General features: G+C 58.3%; 23 protein-coding genes. 17 read left to right on the top strand and 6 right to left on the bottom strand.

The features are described from left to right. Nucleotides 1-65: 65 nt before the first annotated feature. A complete protein-coding gene (locus GRX76_RS01200) occupies nucleotides 66-962 on the bottom strand; it encodes an alpha/beta fold hydrolase (protein ID WP_160151627.1) in 897 nt (298 codons plus the stop codon). 341 nt (nucleotides 963-1,303) lie between these two features. Between GRX76_RS01200 and rpsF the strand changes: the two genes are divergently transcribed. The 5 genes from rpsF (at nucleotide 1,304) to dnaB (ending at nucleotide 4,975) form a co-directional block, all read left to right on the top strand. Continuing rightward, nucleotides 1,304-1,753, top strand: a complete 450-nt coding sequence (gene rpsF, locus GRX76_RS01195; RefSeq protein WP_160151626.1) for a 30S ribosomal protein S6 — start codon at nucleotides 1,304-1,306, stop codon at nucleotides 1,751-1,753. 12 nt (nucleotides 1,754-1,765) lie between these two features. Then, nucleotides 1,766-1,996, top strand: coding sequence for a 30S ribosomal protein S18 (rpsR, locus tag GRX76_RS01190; RefSeq protein ID WP_066960629.1), 231 nt, complete (start codon nucleotides 1,766-1,768; stop codon nucleotides 1,994-1,996). A 40-nt stretch (nucleotides 1,997-2,036) separates the two neighbouring features. After that, nucleotides 2,037-2,879, top strand: coding sequence for a hypothetical protein (locus tag GRX76_RS01185; protein WP_160151625.1), 843 nt, complete (start codon nucleotides 2,037-2,039; stop codon nucleotides 2,877-2,879). Between the two features lie 34 nt (nucleotides 2,880-2,913). Further along, nucleotides 2,914-3,360 carry a 50S ribosomal protein L9 gene (gene rplI / locus GRX76_RS01180; protein ID WP_160151624.1) on the top strand — a complete coding sequence of 149 codons (447 nt, stop codon included), beginning with the start codon at nucleotides 2,914-2,916 and terminating at the stop codon, nucleotides 3,358-3,360. Between the two features lie 172 nt (nucleotides 3,361-3,532). Then, entirely contained in the window at nucleotides 3,533-4,975 is a 1,443-nt protein-coding gene (dnaB, locus tag GRX76_RS01175) for a replicative DNA helicase (protein ID WP_160151623.1), read from the top strand. A gap of 210 nt (nucleotides 4,976-5,185) precedes the next feature. Here the strand turns inward: dnaB and GRX76_RS01170 are convergent, their stop codons facing one another. Beyond that, nucleotides 5,186-5,677 (bottom strand): murein L,D-transpeptidase family protein, encoded by a 492-nt coding sequence (locus tag GRX76_RS01170; protein WP_160151622.1) that lies wholly within the window; start codon nucleotides 5,675-5,677, stop codon nucleotides 5,186-5,188. A 369-nt stretch (nucleotides 5,678-6,046) separates the two neighbouring features. Between GRX76_RS01170 and bioD the strand changes: the two genes are divergently transcribed. Beyond that, entirely contained in the window at nucleotides 6,047-6,754 is a 708-nt protein-coding gene (bioD, locus tag GRX76_RS01165) for a dethiobiotin synthase (protein ID WP_160151621.1), read from the top strand. 147 nt (nucleotides 6,755-6,901) lie between these two features. On the opposite strand, the gene GRX76_RS01160 is transcribed toward bioD, so the two are convergent. Together GRX76_RS01160 and GRX76_RS01155 are read right to left on the bottom strand one after the other, a co-directional pair. Then, nucleotides 6,902-8,449: a S8 family serine peptidase gene (locus tag GRX76_RS01160; RefSeq protein ID WP_160151620.1), complete on the bottom strand. Its 1,548-nt coding sequence runs from the start codon at nucleotides 8,447-8,449 to the stop codon at nucleotides 6,902-6,904. 30 nt (nucleotides 8,450-8,479) lie between these two features. Further along, entirely contained in the window at nucleotides 8,480-9,055 is a 576-nt protein-coding gene (locus GRX76_RS01155; protein ID WP_160151619.1) for a hypothetical protein, read from the bottom strand. Nucleotides 9,056-9,421: 366 nt separating this feature from the next. Between GRX76_RS01155 and GRX76_RS01150 the strand changes: the two genes are divergently transcribed. The 5 genes from GRX76_RS01150 to alaC all read left to right on the top strand — a co-directional run bounded on the left by GRX76_RS01150 (nucleotide 9,422) and on the right by alaC (nucleotide 13,943). After that, nucleotides 9,422-11,197, top strand: coding sequence for an acyl-CoA dehydrogenase C-terminal domain-containing protein (locus tag GRX76_RS01150; RefSeq protein ID WP_160151618.1), 1,776 nt, complete (start codon nucleotides 9,422-9,424; stop codon nucleotides 11,195-11,197). 112 nt (nucleotides 11,198-11,309) lie between these two features. Beyond that, nucleotides 11,310-11,525, top strand: coding sequence for a DUF3094 family protein (locus GRX76_RS01145; protein ID WP_160151617.1), 216 nt, complete (start codon nucleotides 11,310-11,312; stop codon nucleotides 11,523-11,525). Next, entirely contained in the window at nucleotides 11,525-12,193 is a 669-nt protein-coding gene (locus tag GRX76_RS01140) for a nitroreductase family protein (RefSeq protein ID WP_160151616.1), read from the top strand. Before GRX76_RS01145 ends, GRX76_RS01140 begins: the two co-directional genes overlap by 1 nt. A 111-nt stretch (nucleotides 12,194-12,304) precedes the next feature. Then, nucleotides 12,305-12,556 carry a hypothetical protein gene (locus GRX76_RS01135; protein WP_160151615.1) on the top strand — a complete coding sequence of 84 codons (252 nt, stop codon included), beginning with the start codon at nucleotides 12,305-12,307 and terminating at the stop codon, nucleotides 12,554-12,556. Nucleotides 12,557-12,695: 139 nt separating this feature from the next. Beyond that, complete coding sequence (gene alaC / locus GRX76_RS01130; RefSeq protein WP_236250496.1) at nucleotides 12,696-13,943, top strand: alanine transaminase; 1,248 nt, start codon at nucleotides 12,696-12,698, stop codon at nucleotides 13,941-13,943. On the opposite strand, the gene GRX76_RS01125 is transcribed toward alaC, so the two are convergent. After that, a complete protein-coding gene (locus GRX76_RS01125; protein ID WP_160151614.1) occupies nucleotides 13,921-14,379 on the bottom strand; it encodes an EVE domain-containing protein in 459 nt (152 codons plus the stop codon). The two genes, alaC and GRX76_RS01125, sit on opposite strands and share 23 nt — an antisense overlap. Nucleotides 14,380-14,528: 149 nt before the next feature. Between GRX76_RS01125 and GRX76_RS01120 the strand changes: the two genes are divergently transcribed. The 4 genes from GRX76_RS01120 to GRX76_RS01105 all read left to right on the top strand — a co-directional run bounded on the left by GRX76_RS01120 (nucleotide 14,529) and on the right by GRX76_RS01105 (nucleotide 19,043). Next, a complete protein-coding gene (locus GRX76_RS01120; RefSeq protein ID WP_160151613.1) occupies nucleotides 14,529-15,617 on the top strand; it encodes a sensor histidine kinase in 1,089 nt (362 codons plus the stop codon). Between the two features lie 27 nt (nucleotides 15,618-15,644). Further along, nucleotides 15,645-16,490 carry a LytTR family DNA-binding domain-containing protein gene (locus tag GRX76_RS01115; RefSeq protein ID WP_160151612.1) on the top strand — a complete coding sequence of 282 codons (846 nt, stop codon included), beginning with the start codon at nucleotides 15,645-15,647 and terminating at the stop codon, nucleotides 16,488-16,490. Nucleotides 16,491-16,556: 66 nt separating this feature from the next. Beyond that, nucleotides 16,557-17,144: an HdeD family acid-resistance protein gene (locus GRX76_RS01110; protein WP_160151611.1), complete on the top strand. Its 588-nt coding sequence runs from the start codon at nucleotides 16,557-16,559 to the stop codon at nucleotides 17,142-17,144. A 99-nt stretch (nucleotides 17,145-17,243) separates the two neighbouring features. Beyond that, the gene (locus tag GRX76_RS01105; RefSeq protein ID WP_160151610.1) at nucleotides 17,244-19,043 is read left to right on the top strand and encodes a PLP-dependent aminotransferase family protein; all 1,800 of its coding nucleotides are present in this window, start codon (nucleotides 17,244-17,246) and stop codon (nucleotides 19,041-19,043) included. Between the two features lie 50 nt (nucleotides 19,044-19,093). On the opposite strand, the gene GRX76_RS01100 is transcribed toward GRX76_RS01105, so the two are convergent. Then, nucleotides 19,094-20,344 carry an MFS transporter gene (locus GRX76_RS01100; protein WP_160151609.1) on the bottom strand — a complete coding sequence of 417 codons (1,251 nt, stop codon included), beginning with the start codon at nucleotides 20,342-20,344 and terminating at the stop codon, nucleotides 19,094-19,096. A 271-nt stretch (nucleotides 20,345-20,615) separates the two neighbouring features. Between GRX76_RS01100 and GRX76_RS01095 the strand changes: the two genes are divergently transcribed. After that, nucleotides 20,616-21,470 carry a carbon-nitrogen hydrolase family protein gene (locus GRX76_RS01095; protein WP_160151608.1) on the top strand — a complete coding sequence of 285 codons (855 nt, stop codon included), beginning with the start codon at nucleotides 20,616-20,618 and terminating at the stop codon, nucleotides 21,468-21,470. A gap of 182 nt (nucleotides 21,471-21,652) precedes the next feature. After that, complete coding sequence (locus GRX76_RS01090) at nucleotides 21,653-24,025, top strand: TonB-dependent receptor (RefSeq protein WP_160151607.1); 2,373 nt, start codon at nucleotides 21,653-21,655, stop codon at nucleotides 24,023-24,025. The last annotated feature ends 129 nt before the right edge of the window (nucleotides 24,026-24,154 follow it).

Here is a 24,154-nt window from a genome sequence, read left to right as displayed (position 1 = left end):
AGGGCATGTCAGCCTCGCTTCCTACTCTTATTCCTGCCCGCATTTCTTCCTGCCCGTCTTGCTTCCTATTTCAGCGGGGCCGTCGCTGTGGCCAGCCAGGGTTGGATCATATCCAGTACCGGCGCAGGGTTTTTGATCCAGCTCAGGTGCGGATTGCCCTTTGGGTGAGTGGCGGCGATTTCCCGGGTCTCGCCGCCAACCAGGGCCGCCAGTTTGGCGGTTGCCGCCGGTGGCGCGAAGGGGTCGCCCTGTACAGTGATGTGCAGGGAGCGCCCGGATTCCGGGGTGGCGTTTTCCAGTCGATACTCGGGCGCAAAGCGACCGCTGATGATGCCGCGCCCCCAGCCCCGCATCAGTCGTGAGGCCTCACGGCCGCCGAACTGCAATGTCTGGCCGGGGAAATAACCCAGAAGGCGGGTGCTGCCGAGGGCCGCCAGCGCGGCAATCAATACCCCCACGCGTTTGAGTCCGCGCCAGCTGCGGTGATCCAGGTGGCCGGAGGCCACGCTGACCACCCGGGTGGTGCCGAGCAGATCAGCGCGCGCCGCGAGCGTCGCGATCTGGCCGCCGATGCTGTGGCCGAGAATGAGGGTTGGCTCGCGGCCGTAGTGCTGTTTCAGGTGTGCCAGCAGCTGCGGAATCCACTGGAACACCAGGTCGCTGTAGCCGTAGTTGGCGCCGCGGCCGGGTTGCGGGTAGCTGTCGCCGGTGCCGGGCATTTCGCAGGTGGCGCAGTCGCATCCGCGCTGGGCCAGGGTTTCCAGCAGGGTGCCGTATTTACCGGCGGGCACCCCGAGGGCAGGCAGAACCAGAATGAGCGGTGCGGTCGTTGATTCGGTCTCAGGCCAGCTATCGGTGCTGCTGGTGATGGCCTGGTAGCGTGTGACCGGTACCGAAAAGACACCGAACTGGAGGTGGTCAACGGCCGGTGAGTAATGCTGGGAGTGACTGTCTGGTTTCATGTGCGGTGGGACTGCTTAGAGGGTTGTTTCAGGTGTTCCGGGGCGCAGAGCAGGCGGGGCGCGCCTTTGCATGAGCGCCTGTGCAATATAGGCAGCGGCGCAGACTGCGCCCAATGACCGATTCGCTCCAAATACTGGTTCTTTCGGCTTGTTCCGGGGCTGCGCCGGCCACGGCCCCGGATTGTCAGCTGATCAACTTGCAACCAGTTGTCAGCACGCATAGAATACGCCGCCCGCAATAGGCCCTTGGTGCCTCGTTGCGAACTCCTTGCCTCACCGGGTTGGCACTGCTAATTGGCAGTTACTTACCGGGAGGCTGTTTTAACCCGTAAGGAGCTAAAATGCGTCATTACGAAATTGTATTCCTGGTTCACCCGGACCAGAGCGAGCAGGTGCCCGGCATGGTCGAGCGCTACACTGCGACCATCAAAGAAAGCGGTGGCGACGTTCACCGTCTGGAAGACTGGGGCCGCCGCCGTCTGGCTTACCCGATCAACAAAATCCACAAAGCCCACTACATTCTGATGAATGTTGAGTGTACCGAAGAAGCGCTGGCGGAACTGACCACCAACTTCAAGTACAACGATGCGGTGCTGCGTAACCTGGTGATTCGTGAAGACGAAGCCATCACCGAAGAAAGCCCGATCATGAAGGCTGAGAAAGAGTCCCGCGAGCGCAAAGCAGCGCGCGCAGAGCGCTCTGAGCGTCGCGAGCGCGCCGAGAGGGAAGACGATTCCTCCGAGGGCGCTGAAGAAGCCGCGTCTTCCGACAACAACGAAGACGAAGAGTAAGGGGATAATCTGATGGCACGTTTTTTCCGTCGTCGTAAGTTCTGCCGTTTCACTGCCGAAGGCACCAAGCGTATCGACTACAAAGATCTCGATACCCTGAAAGCCTACGTTTCTGAAACTGGCAAAATCGTACCGAGCCGTATCACTGGCACCAAAGCCAAGTATCAGCGTCAGCTGGCCACTGCGGTCAAGCGCGCGCGTTACATTGCGCTGCTGCCGTACACGGACAGCCACGAAGCTTAATCAGCTTCGTAAGCATTGTTGTAAATAGAGAAGCTATCTAGTGCGCGCCATCGCTGAATTTGCCATGCGATCGCGCGTGCGCGCGGTGATCCTCACCCTGGTGGGAATCCCGCTGATCAGCCCCGCAGTGCTTGCACTGGTGGGGTTGCGCCGCGGCAGTAGTGACGGCCTGTTTGTTCTGGCCTGGGCAATACTGCCGCTGGTTGCCGCCGCTGGCTATATGTCGCCGTTGATGGCGGGCCTGGCAATCACCCACTTTGTGGGGGTGCTGGCCGGAGCGCTGGTACTGCGTGCCACCCGGGCCTGGAGCTGGGCTTTGGTCGCACTGACCATCGTATCGGCACTGGGCATACTGGTGACCTCACAGGCCGCCGGCGGGGTGCTTGAAACCCTGACACAGGCGATCAACGAGGCCGCCGGTGGGGCGGATACCCCCGAGGCGCAGCAGCTGAGCCAGGCATTTGCCAGCGAGGTGCAGGCCACGGGTTACCTGACCTGGGTGTCTGTAATCAGCGCGGTTCTGGCACTGTTGCTGGGGCGCTGGTGGCAGTCTCTGCTGTATAACCCCGGTGGTCTGCAGCAGGAGATGCACGCCCTGCGCATGCCGTTGCCGCTTGCGGCTGCCGGTATGTTGTTGTGGGTATACTGCCTCGTCAACGAGCACTTTGTGTTCTGGGGCGCGGTGGCGGCCTTCCCGATGATGGTGGCCGGTATCTGCCTGGTGCACTGGTTGGTCGCCCGCAAGGGCTGGGGTCGAGGACCCCTGATTGCCATGTATATAACCCTGGTGATCGCCGCCTTGCCGTTGGCAGGATTCCTGTGCGGACTGGCACTGATCGATAGCTGGATTGATATTCGCGCGCGCTCGAGCGATAACCGCTGAGCGGCGCACAAGAACTGAAACTGAGGGTTCCGAGATGGAAGTTATTCTGCTCGACAAAGTAGGTAAATTGGGCAACGTGGGCGACCGCGTTGACGTTAAAGCGGGTTTCGGCCGCAACTTCCTGCTGCCTACCGGTAAAGCCGTACTGGCCAACGCAGCAAACGTTGCTGAGTTCGAAGCCAAGCGCGCTGAGCTGGAAGCAGCTGCTGCAGCCAAGCTGAGCGAAGCTGAAAGCCGCGCAACCAAGCTGGCGGAAGTGGTAGTAACCATCGCTGCCAACGCTGGTGACGAAGGCAAGCTGTTCGGCTCTATCGGCACGCGTGACATCGCTGAAGCGATCACTGCGGCTGGCGTAGCAGTCAGCAAAGCAGAAGTGAAGCTGCCGGAAGGCGCTCTGCGTGAAGTGGGTGAGTTCGACGTGGACGTGCAGCTGCACTCCGACGTGATCACCACCGTTAAGGTTGTTGTAGAAGCCGAATAAGCTTTTGCATCAATTTTGCGATTGGCGGTAAAGGGGTTGCCTCTTTGCCGTCGAGCCGCGCACAATCAGGCGTTGGATTCCCCCGTTGTGGATTTGGGAGTTCAGCGCCTGACTTGTTTCTGAGCCCTGTAAATGGGCTCTGCGCCCGGTAAAACTGCAATAGCGCCCCAAAATGAACGAATACGCTCCCCCGGAAGAAGATACCCAAGAGACACAAGCCAACTCACCGCTGCCGCACTCGGTTGAGGCGGAGCAGTCGGTCCTCGGTGGTCTGATGCTGGATGCCTCGCGCCTGGACGCGGTGGCGGAGCAGTTGAGTGAAGAAGATTTCTTTGTAGCCAGTCACCGCACCATCTTTGGGGTGATGCTGCAACTCTCCAGCGGCGAGCAGCCGTTGGATATCGTCACCCTCGCCGAGGGCCTCGCCAGCCGCGATTTGCTGGCGGACATCGGTGGCCCCGCGTATCTGGCCGAGCTGGCAGAAAACACCCCCTCCGCCGCGAACATCGTCGCCTACGCCAAGATCGTGCGCGAGCGCTCCATGCTGCGCCAGCTGATTGCCGCCGCCGGTGAGATCAGCCGCACCAGTTTCAATCCCGGTGGCCTGGGTTCTGCGGACCTGCTGCAGATGGCCGAACGCCGGGTAGCCGAGATTGCCGAGGGGCGCGCCAAAGAGGGCGGCTTTGTCGGCGTCGATTCGCTGCTGAAGAAAACCGTCGAGCGTATCGACGAGCTGTTCAAATCCGAGGGTGACCTCACTGGTCTCAGTACCGGTCTCACCGAGCTGGACCAGCGTACTTCTGGTTGGCAGCCGGGGGAGATGATCATTCTTGCCGCCCGTCCCTCCATGGGGAAAACCGCGCTGGCACTGAATTTCGTTGAAGCGGCGATGCTCAGCCAGGAAAGGCCGACTCTGGTATTCAGTATGGAGATGCCGTCGGACAGCCTGGTAATGCGGATGCTGTCGTCCATCGGCAAGATCGACCAGGGTCGTATCCGTAACGGCAAGTTGCAGGAGGAGGACTGGCCGAAGCTGTCCAGTGCGGTGCAGAAGATGAAGGGCAAGGGCCTGTATATCGACGACACCCCGGGGCTGTCGCCTTCTGAGGTGCGTGCGCGGGTGAAGCGCACGGTGCGCGACCACACCAACAAGCTGATGCAGCAGGATCCGAAGCTGTCGCGCGAGGATGCGGAGCGCCGTGCTTTACCGGCGATGGTGATGGTGGATTACCTGCAGTTGATGCAGGTGAAGGGCAGCACTGAGGGCCGAACCCAGGAAATTTCGGAGATTTCCCGCTCGTTGAAGGCGTTGGCGAAAGAATACGAGTGTCCGGTGATTGCGTTGTCGCAGTTGAACCGGGGGGTGGAGCAACGCCCGAACAAGCGGCCGATGAACTCGGATCTGCGGGAATCCGGTGCGATCGAGCAGGATGCGGATGTGATTCTGTTTATCTACCGCGATGAGTATTACAACGAGGACAGCCCGGACAAGGGCATGGCGGAGTTGATTATCGGCAAGCAGCGGAACGGTGAGATTGGTACTTGTCGCGCGGCCTTTGTGGGTAAGTACACCCGGTTTGATGACCTGGCACCGGAGTATTATCAGGGCGAATAATTTGGCTGTGTTGCCAATTCGTGGCTCGGAACCTCGGTGGCGGCCAAGCACCGGGTGCGGGTTTTCAGGACCGAGCTAGGCGCCCCCCTGTGAATACATCCCTGTACGTTGCGTCGGCGACGTCAATGTCGCCGACGCTCCTGAAAACCCGCACCCGGTACTTGGCCTTCGATTCAAATTTCTGTGCTCCAGCTGGAAGCTGGCCAGAGATTACGGAAAAATCTCAATCGGCGTACCGGTATCCACCATCGCCCAGATCTCATCCATCTGCGGGTTGGTCACTGCAATACAGCCATCGGTCCAGTTCATACGGGTCAGGTAATCTTCGATACCTTTCCAGTGGGGCTTCTGGCCGTGGATCATGATGGCGCCGCCGGGGTTTTTGCCCAGTTTGGCGGCACGCTTGCGGTCCGTGGCATTCGGGTAGGAGACCTGGATGGCGCGGTAGTAGGTGCTGTTCTTCTTCTTCCAGTTGAGGGTATAGCGCCCTTCCGGGGTGCGCGAGTCGCCGGCGTACTGTTTGTGTCCCACCGGGTTTTTGCCAAAGACCACCTTGTAGCTTTTCACAACCTTGCCGTTGCGTTTCAGCTGCATCAGGTGCTTGGATTTGTAGACCACAACCTCGTCAACCGGTTTGATCTTGGCCAGTGCCAGGGTCGGCACCAGTAGTAGGGCAATCAGACTGAGTTTTAAATATCGCATGGCTCTCATCGGTAGTAATGGCATTTGTGGTGTCATTCCGGGGCTGCAAATCAGCTTCCGTACTTTCGCACTTCCACATCCCTGGCGTTCCCGGGGAGACTTGGCGTGGTGGCGGGGTTGAATCCGCTTTCGACTAAGCAATGTGGTTGCGCGGTGCGACTTGGTGACGCAATAGCGTTATGACAGCGCTGTCCTAGACTGTCACCCCAGACCAAGTCCGGGGCTCTTGTTAGGCAATTATCCTAATCCCGGCCTTGATTGGCGAAGTGGGTTGTACGATTACTGCTCTACGTGGTCAATTTATCAGCAAGTAGACCAAGTTTAAAGGGGCGTCAACATAAAAGATTTCAATGAGCGAGGTAAGTTTCCGTGACCCGTACGTTTTTTGTGACTGGAACAAATACTGAAGTCGGCAAGACCTATGCCACTGCGGCAATACTGGAAGCCGCCGCCGGGCAGGGTCTGAAGACCGCGGCGATGAAGCCGGTGGCGTCCGGTTGTGAGGAGACTCCGGAAGGGTTGCGCAATAGCGATGCGTTGACCCTGATTGATGCCATGACCGCGGTGATGCCCTACGAGCAGGTCAATCCCATTGCGCTGGCGCCTGCAGTAGCGCCGCATATCGCCGCGATGGCAGCGGGGCGTCGGCTGGATACGTCGCGCCTGGAAGGCATTTGTCGCGGGGTGATGAACAGTGGTGCCGATCTGGTACTGGTGGAGGGTGCCGGCGGCTGGCGGGTGCCACTGGCGCCGCGACAGTTTCTCTCGGACTTGCCGCGGGCGTTGGAATTGCCGGTCATTCTGGTGGTGGGCATGGAGTTGGGGTGCATTAATCACGCACTGCTTACGGCGGAAGCCATCCGTCGCGATGGTTTGGTGCTGGCCGGTTGGGTGGCCAACTTTGTGCGTGGAGCGCAGGGCGACATGCCGAAGGCGGAGGAGAATCTGATGACCCTGCGCGCGCTCCTTCCTGCGCCCTGCCTGGGTGTCCTGCCTCACGATGAGGCCGGTGATTACCGCCAGGGTGCCAGCCACCTGGATCTGGCGCCGCTGTTGCAGGACGGCGCCACAAACTGATCTGCCGGAAAACGAAAAAGGCAGCCTTGCAAGGCTGCCTGAATTGCGCCGTCCCTGGCGCTGGTCATGGGGATTCTCAATGGCCCCTTAGCCACTCACGGTTTCACTGTTCGCACGGTTTTACTGTTCAATAGGTGTCTGTTGGAATCAGTGGGCTCTGCCGTCGCCGCCTCGCAGGATATTGTTGGAAGACTTGCAGCCGTTGGTCGCCAGGTAGTCATACGCAGCCTTGGTCTGCACCAGCCCCCAGCCGGTGTTGTAGTCGTAGCCCGGTTGGTCCAGATCAACAGCGGAAGCGCGCAGGGCCAGGCGGATGTCGTTGGCGCTGCACTGCGGGAAGTGGCTCCACACTTTGGCAGCGATACCGGAAACGTGCGGCGTGGCCATTGAGGTGCCGGACTTGTAGTCATAGTCCGCCATGGGCTCGATGGAAATTGTGGCCCCCATACCTATCTCCAGTGCTTCAGCGTCTTCCTGGCTTAGGGATACCGCAACCAGATTGCTGGTGGTGCCTAGATCGCCGCCGAAAATGCCCGGTGCATTGTTGTAGACAATGGCGCCGACGCCGCCGCCCGCTTCACAGTTGGCGACTTTGTCACCGAAGCTGATAGCGCCGCGCTCTATCACACAGATCTTGCCGGCCGCGTCTTCACAGGCGCTGTCGCCGATGCCGCAATTTGCCAGCGAGGCACTGACAGTGCCAATGGTGCCACCCACCATGGGGATCGACTCAAACGAGGCGCCGTTCTGGGAGACTGCGCCCACACCGGTTTCACCGGTGCCGCGGGGCACGGTGGACAGAGTGCTCACACCGGGAGCGGCGATTTCCACCTGGGCAGTGCGCTGAGAGAAGGAGGCATGGTTGCCGCCGCCATCCACCGCTGCCACCGACATTACGGCGTCGTAGGAAGCGGGGTAGGAGTGCCAGGCCATTTGATCGTTACCGGCCGCGGCGATCATCAGCACGCCGTCGCGCGCCGCCTGTTTGATGGCGCGCTCTTCAATCGGGTTTTCCAGTGCGCCACCGAGGCTCATGGAAATCACGTTGGCACCCGCGTCGGCACAGTCGCTGATCGCACCCGCCAGGCTGGAGGCGTAGGCAAAGCCGCCTTCGTCGTCGAAGACACGCACAATGTGGAGCTGGATATTGCCGTCGTCATTGACGCCGACAACACCCTGGCCGTTGCCGCCCAATGCGGCGATGGTGCCAGCAACGTGGGTACCGTGACCATTGCCATCCTGGTTCCAGGGGCCAGCCAGGCCGCCTTCTTCGCCAGTCACCGCCGACGCGGGCAGGTCCGGGTGGCCGTAGTCGTAGCCGGAGTCGATGATGCACACCTTGGTGCCGCCGGCGTAATTGAGCTGGTCGGCCTGGGTCTGGGCAATACCATAAGGGGAAATTTCACCCATGGTGCCGGTGTCGAGCATCTCGCGCGGGGTATCTGCATAAATACCGACGATGCCGGAGACATCCTTCATGGCGACGAATTGTTCTTTGGTCATCTCCAGCGCCAGGCTGTCGTAGCGCTTCAGTTCGCTGTGCACAGTGACACCGCGCCCTTCCAGAGCGGTTTTGACTGCGTTTCCCTGTCCGGGCTTGTATTCCAGGACCATGCGCATGGTGTCGGCGGCGAGGGTGGGAGCGCTCATCGCGGCAGTGATGGCTGCGGCGAGCAGCGTGTTGTGTAATTTCATGAATTCACCTTTTTATTATTCTGTGGGCGATCAGCCGTTGTCTTCTTTATCGTTTTTGGCGGATGGGCATTCCTGGGTTTGCACGTTGCCACTCAGTGCACCGCGATTGGCATAGCTGGAAAATGGGCCGGTATCGACACTGATGCTGGCCATGCCATTGATGCGGTAAGACGCATTGACACCTTCGCCCCAGTCAACCATGCAGGCGACGCCGGAGCCCTCGCCAGGCAGTTGCGGGTTGGTGGAGTCGTATTCGAAGGCCACTTCGAATTCACCGGGGCCGCATCTCTGGTCACAGGACAGTGCTGCATCCCCGCTAAGGTCTACATCTTCACCGCATAAACCTGCATCTACCACGTTGGCGCGAAAACTAACGCCTCCGTCGTTTTCCCAATCGATGGCGGTTTTGTCCTGGAAATTCACCTGACCTTTGACGGGCTGTTCGTCACAGCGTTCGGCGTGGAAGGTCATAACGGCCTTGCCGGCGCCGCCCATGGAATTCATGGTGCCGCCGCCGTTTACCTTGCCGTCCATCTTTACGCAACCGGCGGAAGACAGGGCGATGGCGAGTAGTGCGGTACTGGTTTTGAGAGCTGGAAGTCTCATTGCGATATGGCTCCTTTACGGATTTTTATTTTGTAAACGCGTGAATGTGATCACGTTTGTCTGTCAACAGGCAGCCTTTCCGGATGAATCATTTGCGAGAAAAGTTGCAGCTGTAACTAAATGACGCGCCACCCAGGGTGCGCCTCAATGAAATCACCCGGGAGAACTGACCGTTTGGTCGCGGTCAAATTAACCAGAAGTCGTCCTCAAGATAACTTGACACTAATTATTAAATTTGACCATGGGGCCGCCCTGGTTGGTGCTGCGTTGACAAACAGGGAGGTTGAATCTAAATTCAAACAATTGTTTGAAACGGGTGATTGATTTCACCGCCAGATTGCCAGATTGAATGAGTGAGGCGAAAAAATGGCTGAGTACAAGGCGCCACTGCGCGAGATGAACTTCCTGCTGCATGAAGTATTCGAGGCAGACAAGCTGTGGGCGCGGCTGCCGGCGCTGGCGGACACTGCCGATCGCGAAACCGCAGATGCGATTCTGGAAGAAATGGCCAAACTGGCCAGCAACACCCTGGACCCGATCAACCGCAGCGGCGACGAAGAGGGTTGCCACTGGAACGACGGCGTTGTGACCACGCCGAAAGGTTTCCCGGAAGCCTACGCCACTTACTGTGAGGGCGGCTGGGGTGCGCTGGTGGGCAATCCGGAATTCGGTGGCATGGGTATGCCGAAAACCCTGGGTGCCCAGGTGGAAGAGATGATCTGTGCGGCGAATATTTCCTTCGCCCTCTACCCGGTGCTGACCAATGGCGCCTGCCTGGCAATCGATGCCCACGCTACCGAAGAGCTGAAGCAGAAGTACCTGCCGAACATGTACGCCGGCACCTGGGCCGGAGCCATGGATCTGACCGAGCCTCACGCCGGTACCGATCTGGGTATCATCCGCACCAAGGCGGAGCCGCAGGAAGATGGCAGCTACAGCATCACCGGCTCCAAGATTTTCATTACCGGCGGTGACCACGACCTGTCCGAGAACATCATCCATCTGGTACTGGCCAAACTGCCGGACGCACCCAAGGGCCCGAAAGGTATCTCCCTGTTCCTGGTGCCGAAAATCATGGTCAACGAAGACGGCAGCCTGGGCGAGCGCAATGCGGTCAGCTGTGGCTCCATCGAGCACAAGATGGGCATCAAGGCTTCCTCCACCTGCGCGATGAACTTCGATGGCGCCAAGGGCTGGCTGGTGGGTGAAGTGAACAAGGGCCTCGCGGCCATGTTCACCATGATGAACTACGAGCGCCTTGGTGTTGGTATTCAGGGCCTGGGCGCTTCCGAGCGTTCCTATCAGAGCGCGCTCGAATACGCCCGTGACCGCGTACAGAGCCGTTCACCGGAAGGTGTCAAGCAGCCGGAAAAGGCCGCCGACCCGATCATCGTGCACCCGGACGTACGCCGTATGCTGCTGACCCAGAAAGCCTACATTGGCGGTGGCCGTGCGCTGTCCACTTATGTGGCCAAGTGGCTGGATATTGCCAAGTTCGGCGAAGGCGAAGAGCAGAAGCACGCGGAAGCCATGGTGGCATTGCTGACGCCGGTGGCCAAAGCTTTCTTCACCGACAAGGGTCTCGAGTGTACCGTGCTGGGCCAGCAGGTGTTCGGCGGCCACGGCTTTATCCGCGAGTGGGGCCAGGAGCAGTTGGTGCGCGACGTGCGTATTACCCAGATCTACGAGGGTACCAACGGCATCCAGGCGCTGGATCTGATCGGTCGCAAGACCGTCGCCAACGGTGGCGCCTTCTTCGAGCTGTTTGCCGCGGAAATTCAGGGATTCATTGCTGAAAACGCCGATGACGAAGCAATGGCGGAATTCATCCAGCCGCTGGCGAGCGAGCTGCAGCGCCTGAAAGACGTGACCGCTGCAGTGATTGAGGCGGCCAAAACCGACCCCAACGCACCGGGCGCCGCTTCGGTGGAGTATTTGCACCTGTTCGGTTTTGTCGCCTACGCCTATATGTGGGCCAAGGTGGCCAGCGTTGCATTGCCGCAGGCGGACGACTTCTACCGCAGCCAGATCAAAACCGCGCGCTTCTTCTTCGCGCGCCTGCTGCCGCAGACCAACGCGCTGGCGGCCAGCGTACTTGCTGGCAGCGAGACGCTGATGGATATGGAAGACGAGTTGTTCTGATCCGCTACCTTCAGGGCTCGAGCAGCAAAAGCCCCGCACTCGCGGGGCTTTTTTCGTTGCACTGGATCTCCTAAACTCGGGTTATCACAATAAAAAAGATCCCGGATTAGCCATGCCGAACCCAGAGTCCGAATCCGAATTCAGCGTCCCGCCGAAGAAACTTTCCGCAGATGACCAGGCCAGGGTCGACCGCTATCTGGAAAGCGGCCACAACGACGTGGAGCGCAAGCCTTTCCGCCCTCTGTTGCTGCTGGGCATTATTCTCGTGGTACTGACGCTGTTGTCGCTGTTGAGCCTGTTCATCGCGCGTACCAAGGGGGTAGTGTAATGGCAGACTCCGGCCAGTTCGCGCCATTGCAATTCGAGCAGTTCGACGATGCGACCAAAATTGCGCGTGCGCGAACGTTTTATCATTGGATGCAGCAGCGCCGCTCGGTGCGGGATTTTTCAAATGCACCAATACCCCGTGAAGTCATCGAGCAGGCGGTGCTTACTGCGGGCAGCGCACCCAGTGGTGCCAATATGCAGCCCTGGCATTTTTGCGTGGTGGAGTCTGCGGCGGTGAAACAAGAAATCCGCATGGCGGCGGAAGCGGAAGAGCGGGAGTTTTATGAGAGGCGTGCATCGGAAGAGTGGCTGGACGCTCTCGCCCCGCTGGGAACCGACGCGCATAAGCCCTTCCTGGAAACCGCGCCCTACCTGATCGTGATTTTCCTGAAAAAGTTCTCCGAAGGAGCGGCGGGTGAGCAGCGCAAAAATTACTACACCTCCGAGTCTGTCGGTATCGCCACCGGCATGTTGCTGGCTGCACTGCACAATGCTGGCGTCGCTACCCTCACACACACGCCAAGCCCGATGAAGTTCCTGAACCAGATTCTCGGCCGCCCCGGCGACGAGCGCCCCTATATGATTGTGGTGGCGGGGCTGCCGGCGGAGGGCGCACAGGTTCCGGCAATTGGTAAAAAACCATTGGGCGAGATAGCAGAATTTATCTAGCGGAACTTTTGTTCGTGAAACTTTTGCTCCTGAAACTTTTGTCAGCAAAACTTTGTCCTATCCCTATCTCGTTAGGCGTCGACGCTGGACTCCAATAAGCAAGGAAGAATCATGCACCACAAACTCATTTTTATTCTGCTATTCATTGGCTCGGCCGCTGGCTGTGAAACGTTGACGCGCATGGCACTCGAGGGTGCCAGCAACAGCAAGGTCCGCTATGGCTCCCAGTGTCAGGCCCTGCGTATGCAGTGCCAGGATGCCAATTACAGCGAGTGGCAGACTCTGAATGGGCGCCTGGGGTGCTCCTGTGCCAAGGAGCCGACCCATTCCCGCTCCCCGGCGGACATCCAGCCGGATATCTGAAGGTTTGTGGCGCCGATCTTTGCCAATCGGCTGACTGCCCATTCTCGAAAATAAATTCTTCGCTTATGATCCCTGGGTCGCCAATCGGCGGCCTGCGTCGCTCGGACGGTTCCGGGCGCTTACGTAAACAGAGGAATTTATGAGTAAGGATATGAGTGCGCCTTCCGTGCGCCGTTTTTCCCGTATTGATCGCCTTCCCCCCTACGTTTTCAATATCACTGCCGAACTGAAGATGGCTGCGCGACGGCGCGGCGAAGACATCATCGACTTCAGTATGGGCAATCCCGACGGACCTACCCCGCAACATATTGTCGACAAGCTGTGTACTGTGGCCCAGCGCGAGGACACCCACGGCTACTCCACTTCCCGCGGCATACCCCGCCTGCGCCGGGCCATTTCGCAATGGTATGCGGATCGCTACCGGGTGGAGATAGACCCGGAAGAAGAGGCGGTGGTGACCATTGGCTCCAAGGAAGGGCTGGCGCACCTGATGCTGGCGGTGCTGGATCACGGCGATATGGTGCTGGTACCCAACCCCAGTTACCCCATCCACATTTACGGTGCAGTGATCGCTGGCGCCCAGGTGCGCTCGGTACCACTGGTGCCCGGCATCGACTTTTTTGCCGAGCTGGAGCGGGCCATTATCGAGAGTATTCCCAAGCCGAAAATGGTGATTCTCGGCTTCCCGTCCAACCCCACCGCGCAGTGTGTCGAGCTGGATTTTTTCGAGCGGGTAGTGGCGCTGGCGAAGCGCTACGGCATTCTGGTGGTGCACGATTTGGCGTATGCCGACATCGTTTACGAAGGCTGGAAAGCGCCCTCAATTATGCAGGTGCCCGGGGCCAAAGATGTGGCGGTGGAATTCTTTACCCTCTCCAAAAGCTACAACATGGCCGGTTGGCGCGTGGGTTTTATGGTGGGCAACCGCGACCTGGTGAATGCGCTGGCGCGCATCAAGAGCTACCATGACTACGGCAGTTTTACCCCGCTACAGGTGGCGGCCATTGCGGCCCTGGAAGGGGATCAGCAGTGTGTGCGGGATATCGCCGAGCAGTACCGCCAGCGCCGCGACACCCTGGTTAAGGGGTTGCACGAAGCCGGCTGGATGGTGGATGTGCCCAAGGCCTCCATGTATGTGTGGGCGAAAATCCCGGACGCTTACCGGGAGATGGGTTCACTGGAATTTGCCAAAAAGCTGCTGGCGGACGCCAAGGTGTGCGTGTCGCCGGGAATCGGTTTTGGCGACTACGGTGACGACTACGTGCGCTTTGCCCTGATCGAAAACCAGAATCGCATTCGCCAGGCAGTGCGCGGCATCAAGTCGATGTTCCGCGCGGATGGCCTGCTGGGCTCGCCCCAGACTACTAGCGCCCCAGCTGCTGAATAATGTCCCACTCTTCGCTGGTGACCGGCTGAATCGACAGCCGGCCCTGTTTTACCAGCACCATCTCCGCCAGCGCCGGGTTCTGCTTGATATCTTTCAGGGCCACGGGGCGGCGGAACTCACTCTGCCACCGGATATCCACGCAGTACCAGCGCGGTTTCTCTGCGGTGGCCTTGGGGTCGAAGTACTTGGATTCGGGATTGAATTGCGCCGGGTCCGGGTAGGCCGCCTTTGCCACTGTCGCGGTACCGGCAACGGCGGGAATCTTGCAGGTACTGTGATAGAAGAGCACGCCGTCGCCCACCTGCACCTGGTCCCGCAGGAAGTTGCGCGCCTGGTAGTTGCGGATGCCGTCCCAGCGGCCAACCTGACCAGGCTCTGCCTTCAGGTCTGCAAGTCCGTACTCGTCCGGCTCTGATTTGAACAACCAGTATTTCAAGGTACTTGTCTCCCGTTTGGCCCCAGTCTGCGGCAGTCCGTCAGATTGTTGCGTTTGGTGGTATTTCACCCACGCTTCCAGTCAATTAGGCTATTTTCCCAGATTGGCGCAGTCTTTGCGCCACGTTCGCAGGTTTATTGGGTTTATTTATGGGAACTTCGGTTTTCAATTGGCTGACGACAAAGCTGGCTTCCGAGCGGTGCCAGTACTGGGCGTTGCAGTGCAGTGGCTGGGGCGCCTATACACTGCTGACGTTCGTCGGCAGCTTCTTCTGGGTGGAGAGCCACTGGCTCCACACCGGCTATATTGCCGTGGCTACCGCCTCTGGTGTGGCAATTTCCGAGGGCATGCGCCGGGGCTTTCAGCGCCTGTGGCACAAAGCGCCGGCTGCACGACTGATGGGGTCCCTGGGGGTGATTATCCTGGGGGCGGCGCTGTGGGCGGCGATCAAGTTTGGCGGCTCCCTGTGGCTGTACGGTAAAGAGAGCGATGAGCATCCGGCGGTAGTGGCCGTCTACTGGTTCTCCTACTCCTTCCTGATCTACATGACCTGGACGGCGCTCTATTACGGCATCAAATACTATCAGGCCTCCCTGCTACAGCAGGAGAAGGCCCTCAAGGCGGAGTCCATCGCCCACCAGTCGCAGCTGAAAATGCTGCGCTACCAGCTGAATCCCCATTTTCTGTTCAATACCCTGAATGCGATTTCCACCCTGATTCTGGATCAAGACGGCAAGACCGCCAACAGCATGGTCACCCGGCTGTCCCAGTTCCTGCGCCACTCCCTGGACAATGACCCCATGCAGAAGGTCACCCTGGCCAAGGAAGTGGAGGCGCTGATGCTGTACCTGGATATCGAGAAAGTGCGCTTCGCCGATCGCCTGCAGGTCAATGTGGATCTGGAGGGCGACGCCTCGCGCGCCCTGGTACCCAGCCTGCTGCTGCAACCTCTGGTGGAAAATGCGATCAAATACGGCATCTCCCAGCGGGAGTGGGGCGGCGAGATCACCATCAAGGCGCGGGTCTTTGCCGGTGAGCTGCTGATCGAGGTCAGCGACAACGGTCCCGGCGTGCCGGAAGAAGCACTGGCGGGGCTCGGCAACGGCAGCGGTGTGGGCATTCGCAACACCTGTGAACGGCTGCGGGCCCTGTATGGCGTGGAGCAGAAGACCCGCTTCTGCAATCGCCCGGAAGGCGGCCTGGCAGTCAATCTGCGGATTCCGTTTGAGCAGGAATAGTCTGGATCCAGTAAAGAGAGCAGCAATATGAGCGGCAGTGGCGAGATTGTGGATAACAAACTTCTGAAAGTCATCATTGTGGACGATGAACCGCTGGCCCGCCGCGGCCTGCGTCTGCGCCTTGAGAACCTGGCTGACAGCGAGGGCGGGATCGAAATCCTGGCGGAGTGCGGCAACGGCCGCGAGGCGCGGGAGCAGATACTGGCACTGAAGCCGGATGTGGCCTTCCTCGATATCCAGATGCCGGGTGTCAGCGGCCTCGAGCTGGTGCAGCTACTGCCGAAAGACGAGATTCCACAGATCGTGTTTGTCACGGCTTACGACCAGTACGCGGTGGAGGCCTTCGAGGTCAACGCGGTGGACTATGTGCTGAAGCCCATCGAGGAAGACCGCCTCAACCTGGCCCTGCAGCGGGTGCGGCAAAAATTGGGCAGTGAAAATATCGCCGCCCAGCGCGAGCAGCTGCTGGAAGCGGTGGCGGACCTGACCCAGGAATCGCCCCAGGCATTGGAAGAAAAACTCGCGGCGGGCGAGCTCGGCGGCAGCCGTTTTCCGGAAAAAATTGCGATCAAGGACTCCGGCAAAATTACCCTGGTGCCGGCGCGGGAGATCGACTGGATCGACGCCGCCGGTGACTATATGTGCGTGCACGCCAATGGCGAAACCCACGTGATGCGCATCACCATGAAGGAGCTGGAGCAGCAGCTGGATCCGAAAGTGTTCCAGCGTATCCATCGCTCCACCATCGTCAACCTGAAGCGCGTGCGCGAGATCTGCGCCCACATCAATGGCGAGTACCACCTGGTCTTGAATAACGGCGAACGCCTGAAAATGAGCCGCAGTTACAAAAACAAGGTACAGCATTTCATCTGATTAGCTGTTCGCGCAACTTCACCCTATAACTCCCGACGAAATAGTCTCAATGTGTCGGGAGTTTTCATGACCAGGAATTCCATTTCCCTTTCCGATCGCCCGCTACTGCGCGCCATGGCCGACAACTGGTGGGTGGCGCTGGTGCGGGGCCTCTTCGCCATACTGTTCGGCGTGCTCACCTTTGTGTGGCCGGGCATCTCCCTGTTGAGCCTGGTGATCCTGTTCGGGGTCTATTCGCTGATGGATGGCGTTGTCGCCATTTACGGCGCAATCAAGGGGCGCGGCGAGGTGAGCCGTTCGTCCCTGTGGTGGCTCCTGTTTGTCGGTATTACGGGGATCGCCGCGGGTATTGTCACTTTCATTTATCCACAGGTTACCGCGCTGGTGCTGGTCATCTTTATCGGTGCCTGGGCACTGGTGCGTGGCATTTTTGAAATCATCGGTGCCATCCGCCTGCGCAAGGAAATCGAGCATGAATGGCTGTTGATTTTCGCCGGCATGCTGTCGGTCATTTTTGGCCTGGTGCTGTTGCTCAAGCCCGGTGCCGGTGCACTGGCGCTGCTGTGGCTGATTGGAACCTACGCGATTATTTTTGGTGTGATTCTGGTGTGGCTGGCGTTCCGGCTGCGTAAATTGGCACGTAATACGCATTAATCAGACCCAAAAGGTGGGCACTCTGGTCCCTACTTGAATGCCCGGCGTATGCCGGGCAAACTCCTTAAGCACATAATAAAAACGAAAATATAGAGCCTCATGAGCGAAGCACTGATCGTCCTTGATCCAGCTGCAGACAAAAGCCTGCAGCAGCAGATTCGGGAGAAGTTGGTCCAGGGTATTCTGTCTGGCAGTATTCCCGCGGGCCACAAAATGCCCTCGTCGCGCCGCATGGCGGAACAGCTGGGGGTGGCCCGCAATACCGTGGTCATCGCCTACCAGCAGCTGGTGGATGACGGTTTCCTGGCGACGCGAGAACGCAGTGGCTTTTATGTCAGTGATACCGTTTCCCAGCAGGGGGTGATCAGTCACGGCGGCGGCCTGCCTGCCAGTGAAGAGCACGACCGCCACTTCTGGCGCGACCATTGCAACCCGGTGTCGGTCAATCGTCGCGCCTTACAGAATCGCCCCGCCAATTGGCTCCAGTACCCCTATCCCTTTGTCAGCAATGAATACGATCCGCGCCTTTACCCCGGAGCGGAGTGGCGCGAGTGCACCCGCGATATTTTTACGGGCCGCGAAGTGGCCCAGTGGGCCACCTTGGGTAATAACGAGGATGACCGCCACTTAGTGGAGCAGATCTGCACCCGGCTGCTGCCGCGCCGAGGTATTTATGTGGATCCGGGCCAGGTACTGTTGACCAGCGGTATCGAACAGGCCTGCTATCTGCTGGGTGAACTACTGCTGGGGAGCCATCGCGCACTCGCGCTGGTAAGGCCCGCCGGTGGCGAGGTAGGCGAAATTTTCCGGCGTACCGGTGCGCGTATTTTGCCGCTGGCGCAGGATGCTGACGGCCCCCTGCTGGACGAAAATCTCAAACTGGCAGACTGCCTCTATCTGCAACCCAATGTGCACAATCCCACTGCCGTTACCTCCAGTCTCGAGCGGCGGCGCCTGCTATTGCAGCAGGCGCGGGAGCAGGGCGCGGTCATTATCGAGAACGACTGCGACCACGATTTTTGCTACCACGGAAACCCATTGCCACCGCTGAAGAGTATGTCGGGCGGTAGCTCGGTGATCTACCTGTATCAATTTCCGCGAGCCATTGACCCGGGTATGCAACTGGCGTTTGTGGTGGCGCCCAAGCCGGTGGTTCAGCGGTTGCGTGCGCTGCGCTATACCCTGCGGGAGCGTGCGCCGGCGCTCAATCAGCGGTTGTTGGCCAAATTCGTTGCCGCCGGGCACCTGGACGCGGCGCTGTTCAAAATCACCCAGCAGCTGAAAGACCGGTGGAGCGCACTGGGTGAGGCCTTGATGTACCACCTGCCGAAACTCAAAGTGCGCCGTGCCAGTTGTGGCACGGCGTGTTGGCTGGAACTGCCGAAGCATATCGATGCCATGCAATTGCTGGTAAGGGCGGAACAAAATGGCCTGTTGCTGGAAAGTGTCAGCGACGGCAGCGCGGTGCGGCTCGGCTTCTCCGCAATTGACGCGGGCAAAATTGAAGGTGGTGTGAAGATCCTCGCAAGCCTGATTAATGGTGAGCTGCAGGCGGAAGAGGAAACCCTGGAGTCCGCGAGCGGGCGACGCCTGTCTGCGGCAGAGCTGCAGCAGGAAATGCCGGGAGCGGTTTTCCTTGGTACCAATACCCTTGGGGAATCCTATCGTATTGAGCTAAAGCCGGACGGCACCATGCTGGGTTACTCGCGCAACGACGTTGAAATGGACGAGACGGATATGGGGCGCTGGTGGCTCGACGGGGACCGGTGGGTGCGCCAGTGGCGCAACTGGTCCTACGGGCGCAGGGCGAGTTTTTTTGTAGTGACTGATGGCCACCGCATCAAATGGTTCAATGACAGTGGCCTGCTGATTGATGCAGCGATTATTGCTCACGAGTAAACCGGTGTGTTGGGAGCGCCAAACCAGCAGTTTGCTGCTTTTCTGCTTTGCTATTTTGCAGTGCTACGGTCGAGTTGCCGCGCTGTGGGCACGGCAATCAGGCAGATTGCGAGCACTAGGCTTACCAGAACAATCAGCTGCGTATAACTTCCACCACCGGTAATAAAATAACCGGCAAACAAGGGGCCACAGGCAAGCCCGAGCTTGGAGGCGAAGCCACCAAAGGCTCCCATTTGCCCGGCACTGTCGAAGCGCGAAGCCATCGTCAGAAAATAGGGTACACAGAAAGCCCAGGTAATACCGGTTACCACGTTGGCTATGATAAATATTTCGCGAATACCGCTGTAAACAAACATCAGCAAACCCGCTACTGTTACGAACAGTGCCAGCGCCAGTGGCCTAGCCAGGGGGAGTCTCTGACCGGTCACCGCAGCCAGCACTGCGCCACTGATGGCAATCAGGTTGGCCCAGAACAGCGTCTGGCTGATAAAGCTGAGCGAGAGCGCAAAGGACTTCCCAAGGTCGAAGATGAATGCGAACAGCGCCATATTGGCAAACTGGAAACAGAACAGGGCAATCAGTGTGATGACAATGGGGCGAATGGGCAGTTTGTATTCGCTGCGAGTCACAGCCGTCACCGGTGCAGATTGCCGGGGCAGTGGGTAGTCTGCGATCAGCGGCAGCATCATCAGTGTGATTGTACTGAAAGTAATCAGCGCATAAAAAGGCACGTAAGGGCCGTGTTCCACAACCAGCGTTGGCAGAAAGCCCATGCCGATGGCGCCGCCGATATATTGCACCAGCAGTACCATGCTGTAACTGCGCCCGGCAATGCCACTGCGCGCGATAGCCGCAAAGCCCAACCCTACCAGTGCCCCACCAAGTATTCCGTGCACCAGGCGCAGGGGAATCAGCAGGTCCAGATTTGCAAGCCGGATCGTCAGTACGTCCATCCCGATGGAACAGCACAGCAAGATCGTTGCCGCCAGTTTCCAACGGGGAATATAGCGGATCAGCCAGGAAACCGTGAATGCGCCGATCACCGCACCAATGGTGTTGGCGAAGGTGATCTGCCCCGCCTGCTCGGCACTCAAACCGGCCCCAACCATCAGTGCATCGACGATCACCGGAAAAATGTTGACGTAATAAAGTCCGGCAGAGGACAGGAAAGCAAGAAAAATACTCGCCAGCCAGCCGTTGCTCGCCAGCAGTACAGCTTGTGTAGAGGTTTCAGAAAGTTGTTCTTCGGATGTCGAACGGCCTGGGAGCTCGGTTGCTTCGGTAGTGGATGGGCTTTGCATAAGAACTCCGGAGGTCGGGAGGCTATTGTTATATCTCTGGTGTTATATCTCTGGTGCTATTTCTCTGAGCCGGACTAAAGCTAACCTATTACAGCACTGGCGATAGTGCCAGTTTTGCCGAGCCTTTGGGGCCACTTCGCCAGTTTCCTGCCAAATTCCCCGATAACCGCCTTGTGGACTCATCGTCAGCGCTAATCTGGATCTATAGCCGAGCCGTTGGCTGGGCCAGTATTGCTCCAGCCGAGAATAATCAAGTAGGACACGGTGAGCGATGAATACCCAACCCCGCCGCTTCGGAATTGCCGCACTGCAGCTGAACCTGGATGAAACCGACAATCTGGAGTTGCTGCTGCAAAAGATCCAGCGCACCAAGCTCCGCTACCCCTGGGTCAAAATGGTGGTGTTGAGCGAGCTGGCGCTGCGCGGTGTTGGTGCCCAGCATGCGCGGGAATTGCCGTCGGCAGAAGAGGAAGCTTTTTGCCGCGCAGCGCGCGAACTTGGTATCTGGCTGGTACCGGGATCCATGTACGAAAAATACGGCAGTACGGTTTTCAATACAACGCCAGTGATCAATCCTGCCGGCGAAGTCATCGCTCGCTATCGGAAAATTTACCCCTTCCTTCCCTACGAAAAAGGCGTTACCGGTGGCGACCAGTTTGTGGTGTTCGAGGTGCCGGGAATTGGGCGCTTTGGGGTTTCCATCTGCTACGACATGTGGTTTCCGGAAACCACCCGCGCACTGGTATGGATGGGGGCAGATGTGATTATTCATCCCACCAAAACGGACACCATCGATCGCATGGATGAGCTGTCCATTGTGCGTGCCAGCGCCAGTATGAACCAGTGCTACATCGTCGATGTCAATTCGGCCGGTGCCCAGGGCGTAGGCCGCTCGATCATTGTCGGTCCCGAAGGTGAGACGATTCACGAGGCATCGGTTGAGGAAGAAATTATCAGTTTCGAGGTTGATCTGGAAAAAGTTGCCCAGGTCCGCGAGCGCGGCATAAAGGGGCTCGGCCAGACTCTGAAAAGTTTTCGCGATGGTCGGGTGCGCTACCCGCAGTACGAGCAGGGTGCTGTATCCCCGGCTCTGGAGGAGCTGGGAGAGCTGAAGATTCCTGAGTAGTCACGACTCAGGCGATTTCATTTTCGCAGGATGGAATATCGCTGGACCAGTCGTTGTAGACTAACTGGCTCTAGGTTTGAGCCAGGGTCCACAAGTAAAAATCGCAGAAAGCGAAAAGCCGGCGCAGTTTGGCCTGCATGTAACCTTTAAAAATAAGAGAACCAGACCTAGCAGAGGGCATCATGAAACAACCGATCAAACAGGGGTTTTACCGAAGCACGCTCGCCACCGCAATTGCGGCAGTTTCCGCTGGAAGTATTTTTACGGTGCCGCAGGTTTTCGCGCAAGAGAGTGGTCCGATCGAAGAGATTGTTGTGACGGCAACCAGTCGTGAGGCGTCCATGCAGGACATCCCCTACAACATCTCTGCGGTTTCCGGCGATAACATCAGTGCAGCCCAGATAACGGATCAAGCGGAGCTTATGCGTAATATTCCCGGCGTAGCCGTGGTTGACCGCGGAAGCCGCAACTCTGGTGTGATCAATGGCATCATGATCCGGGGGCTCAATGTGGATGGCGCTGCACTCGGCGACTATGCACTTGCCGCTTCCCCCACGGTGTCTACCTATGTCAACAGCACACCGGTCTATGCAAACTTCATCCTCAAAGACCTGGAACGGGTGGAAGTTCTGCGGGGTCCACAGGGAACTCTGTACGGTTCCGGTTCGCTCGGGGGTACAGTGCGTTACATCACGCGGGCACCCAGTACTGAGGCTGTCGAGGTAGAACTGAATTCCGGGGTGTCTTCTACCACTGGCTCCAGCGGCCTGAACTACTTCAGCGACGCGATAATCAATGTTCCGCTCGCCGACAATTTTGCGGTGCGCGGCTCTGCCGGTTTTGTGGATAGCGCGGGGGTTGTGGATTATGTCAATGTTTACCAGCTGGACAATGCGGGGCTGCCGGTAGCACCCAACGGCGTTCTCTCGGCGGATGCAAACTATCGCACCATAAAAGATGCCGATACGGTGGATATCAAGTATGTAAAAGTGGCCGCACTGTGGCAGCCCACCGAAAAAATCGAGGCCGTTCTGACGCACATGATGCAGCAGGACGATATCGGTGGTCGTCGCCAGCAGACCCTGGGGATGGATGGGGTCGGAAATCCTTACGGCGAATATGAAAACGGCTCGGTACAGCTGGAGCCTTCCAGTCGCGAAGCCGATTTGACGTCACTGGAAGTTGATATTGATCTGGGCTTTGCCACCCTGACGTCCTCTACCTCACAGTATGACCACAGCGGTGATTCTGTTTCTGAAAATACGGGTTTTTACGCGCAGCTGGGCTGGTTGGGGCAGTGGTACTATAACTACACCCGACCAATGGCCGAGGCGGCGCGTCAATATGAAGACAGTGCCTTTATCCAGGAGCTGCGCCTGGTGTCGAGCACCAGTGGCAATTTCGATTGGACATTGGGTGCCTTCCATATCAATCAGGATACCGCTGGTGCTCAGCAGAGTTTCCTGCGCGGCTTCGATCGTTGGGCCGCGACCGCCTGGGGTATAGACCTGGTCGCTACGGATCAGGACTGGGATTACAGCCGCATGGACGAGTTCACCGAGAATGCTGTTTACGGTGAAGCCACCTGGCACATGGACAAATTGCACTTTACTCTGGGTGCACGCTACTTCGATAACGAATATCAGTCCGACGTATTTATGGACTTGCCGCTGTGGGGGCCGGGGGTGATCGGTGATGCGGTCAACGAAAGTCGCACAACCTCTGATGACGGCACCCTGTTCAAGGGCAACCTGTCCTATGACATCAGCGAAGATACCATGGTCTACGCGACCGTCTCGGAAGGTTATCGCCGCGGTGGTACCAATGCGGTACCGCTCAGTGGAAACTTTGCGGAGAGTGATGCCTGGTTGGAGTACGGTTCCGATTCCGTGTTGAACACCGAGCTGGGTATCAAGGGCAGCCTCGGAAGTGCCCGCTACACGCTGGCGGCGTTTATGGTGGACTGGCAAGATGTGCAGATGAACACATCGACGCCAATTGGAGGTTTCTACGCCGTCGCAAATGGTGAAAGTGCCGGTACCAGTGGTCTGGAATTTGAAATCCAGGGCAGTATCACTGAAACGCTGAGTTATGGCGTAGGCTATGCCTATGTTAATGCGGAACTGGACGATGCACTGGTTTCCCCGACCGGTGGCCTTATCGCCAGTGCTGGAACCCGCCTGCCGGGAACGCCGGAGCATACGCTATCCGCGGCCCTGGATTACCGCGCACCAATCGGTAACCAGGGGCTGGCGTTGATTGCACGCCTGGCTTCCTACTATCAGTCGGATACAGAGAATGCGGCCAGCGATAGTGTGCGGTTTGCACAGACACTCGATGGCTTTGCCATTGTGGATGGGCATGTTGGGATTGCGGGCGACTGGTGGTCGGCGACGCTGTTCGCGAAAAACCTGGCCAATGAAAAAGGTTCAACCGGTATTTTCAAACAGGAGTATATGGGTACGGACCCCTCGCAAAATTATTTCGGTAACGGATCCAAGGAGTTCCTTGCGCAGCCCAGAACCATTGGTGCAAACCTGAAAGTGACTTTCTGATCGCAAAGAATCAAGTGTGAGCCTTGTCATTGTTGCTTGATTTAATTGGTGTATTTGGGGGCGCTCTGCGCCCCTTTTTTGAATGGTCGGAATGTTTGGCATACTGGTAATCCAATACAGCGAATTCAA

Origin of the sequence: Microbulbifer sp. ALW1, assembly GCF_009903625.1 — a bacterium.
Taxonomy (GTDB): domain Bacteria; phylum Pseudomonadota; class Gammaproteobacteria; order Pseudomonadales; family Cellvibrionaceae; genus Microbulbifer.
This window is presented reverse-complemented; position numbering and strand designations above follow the sequence as displayed.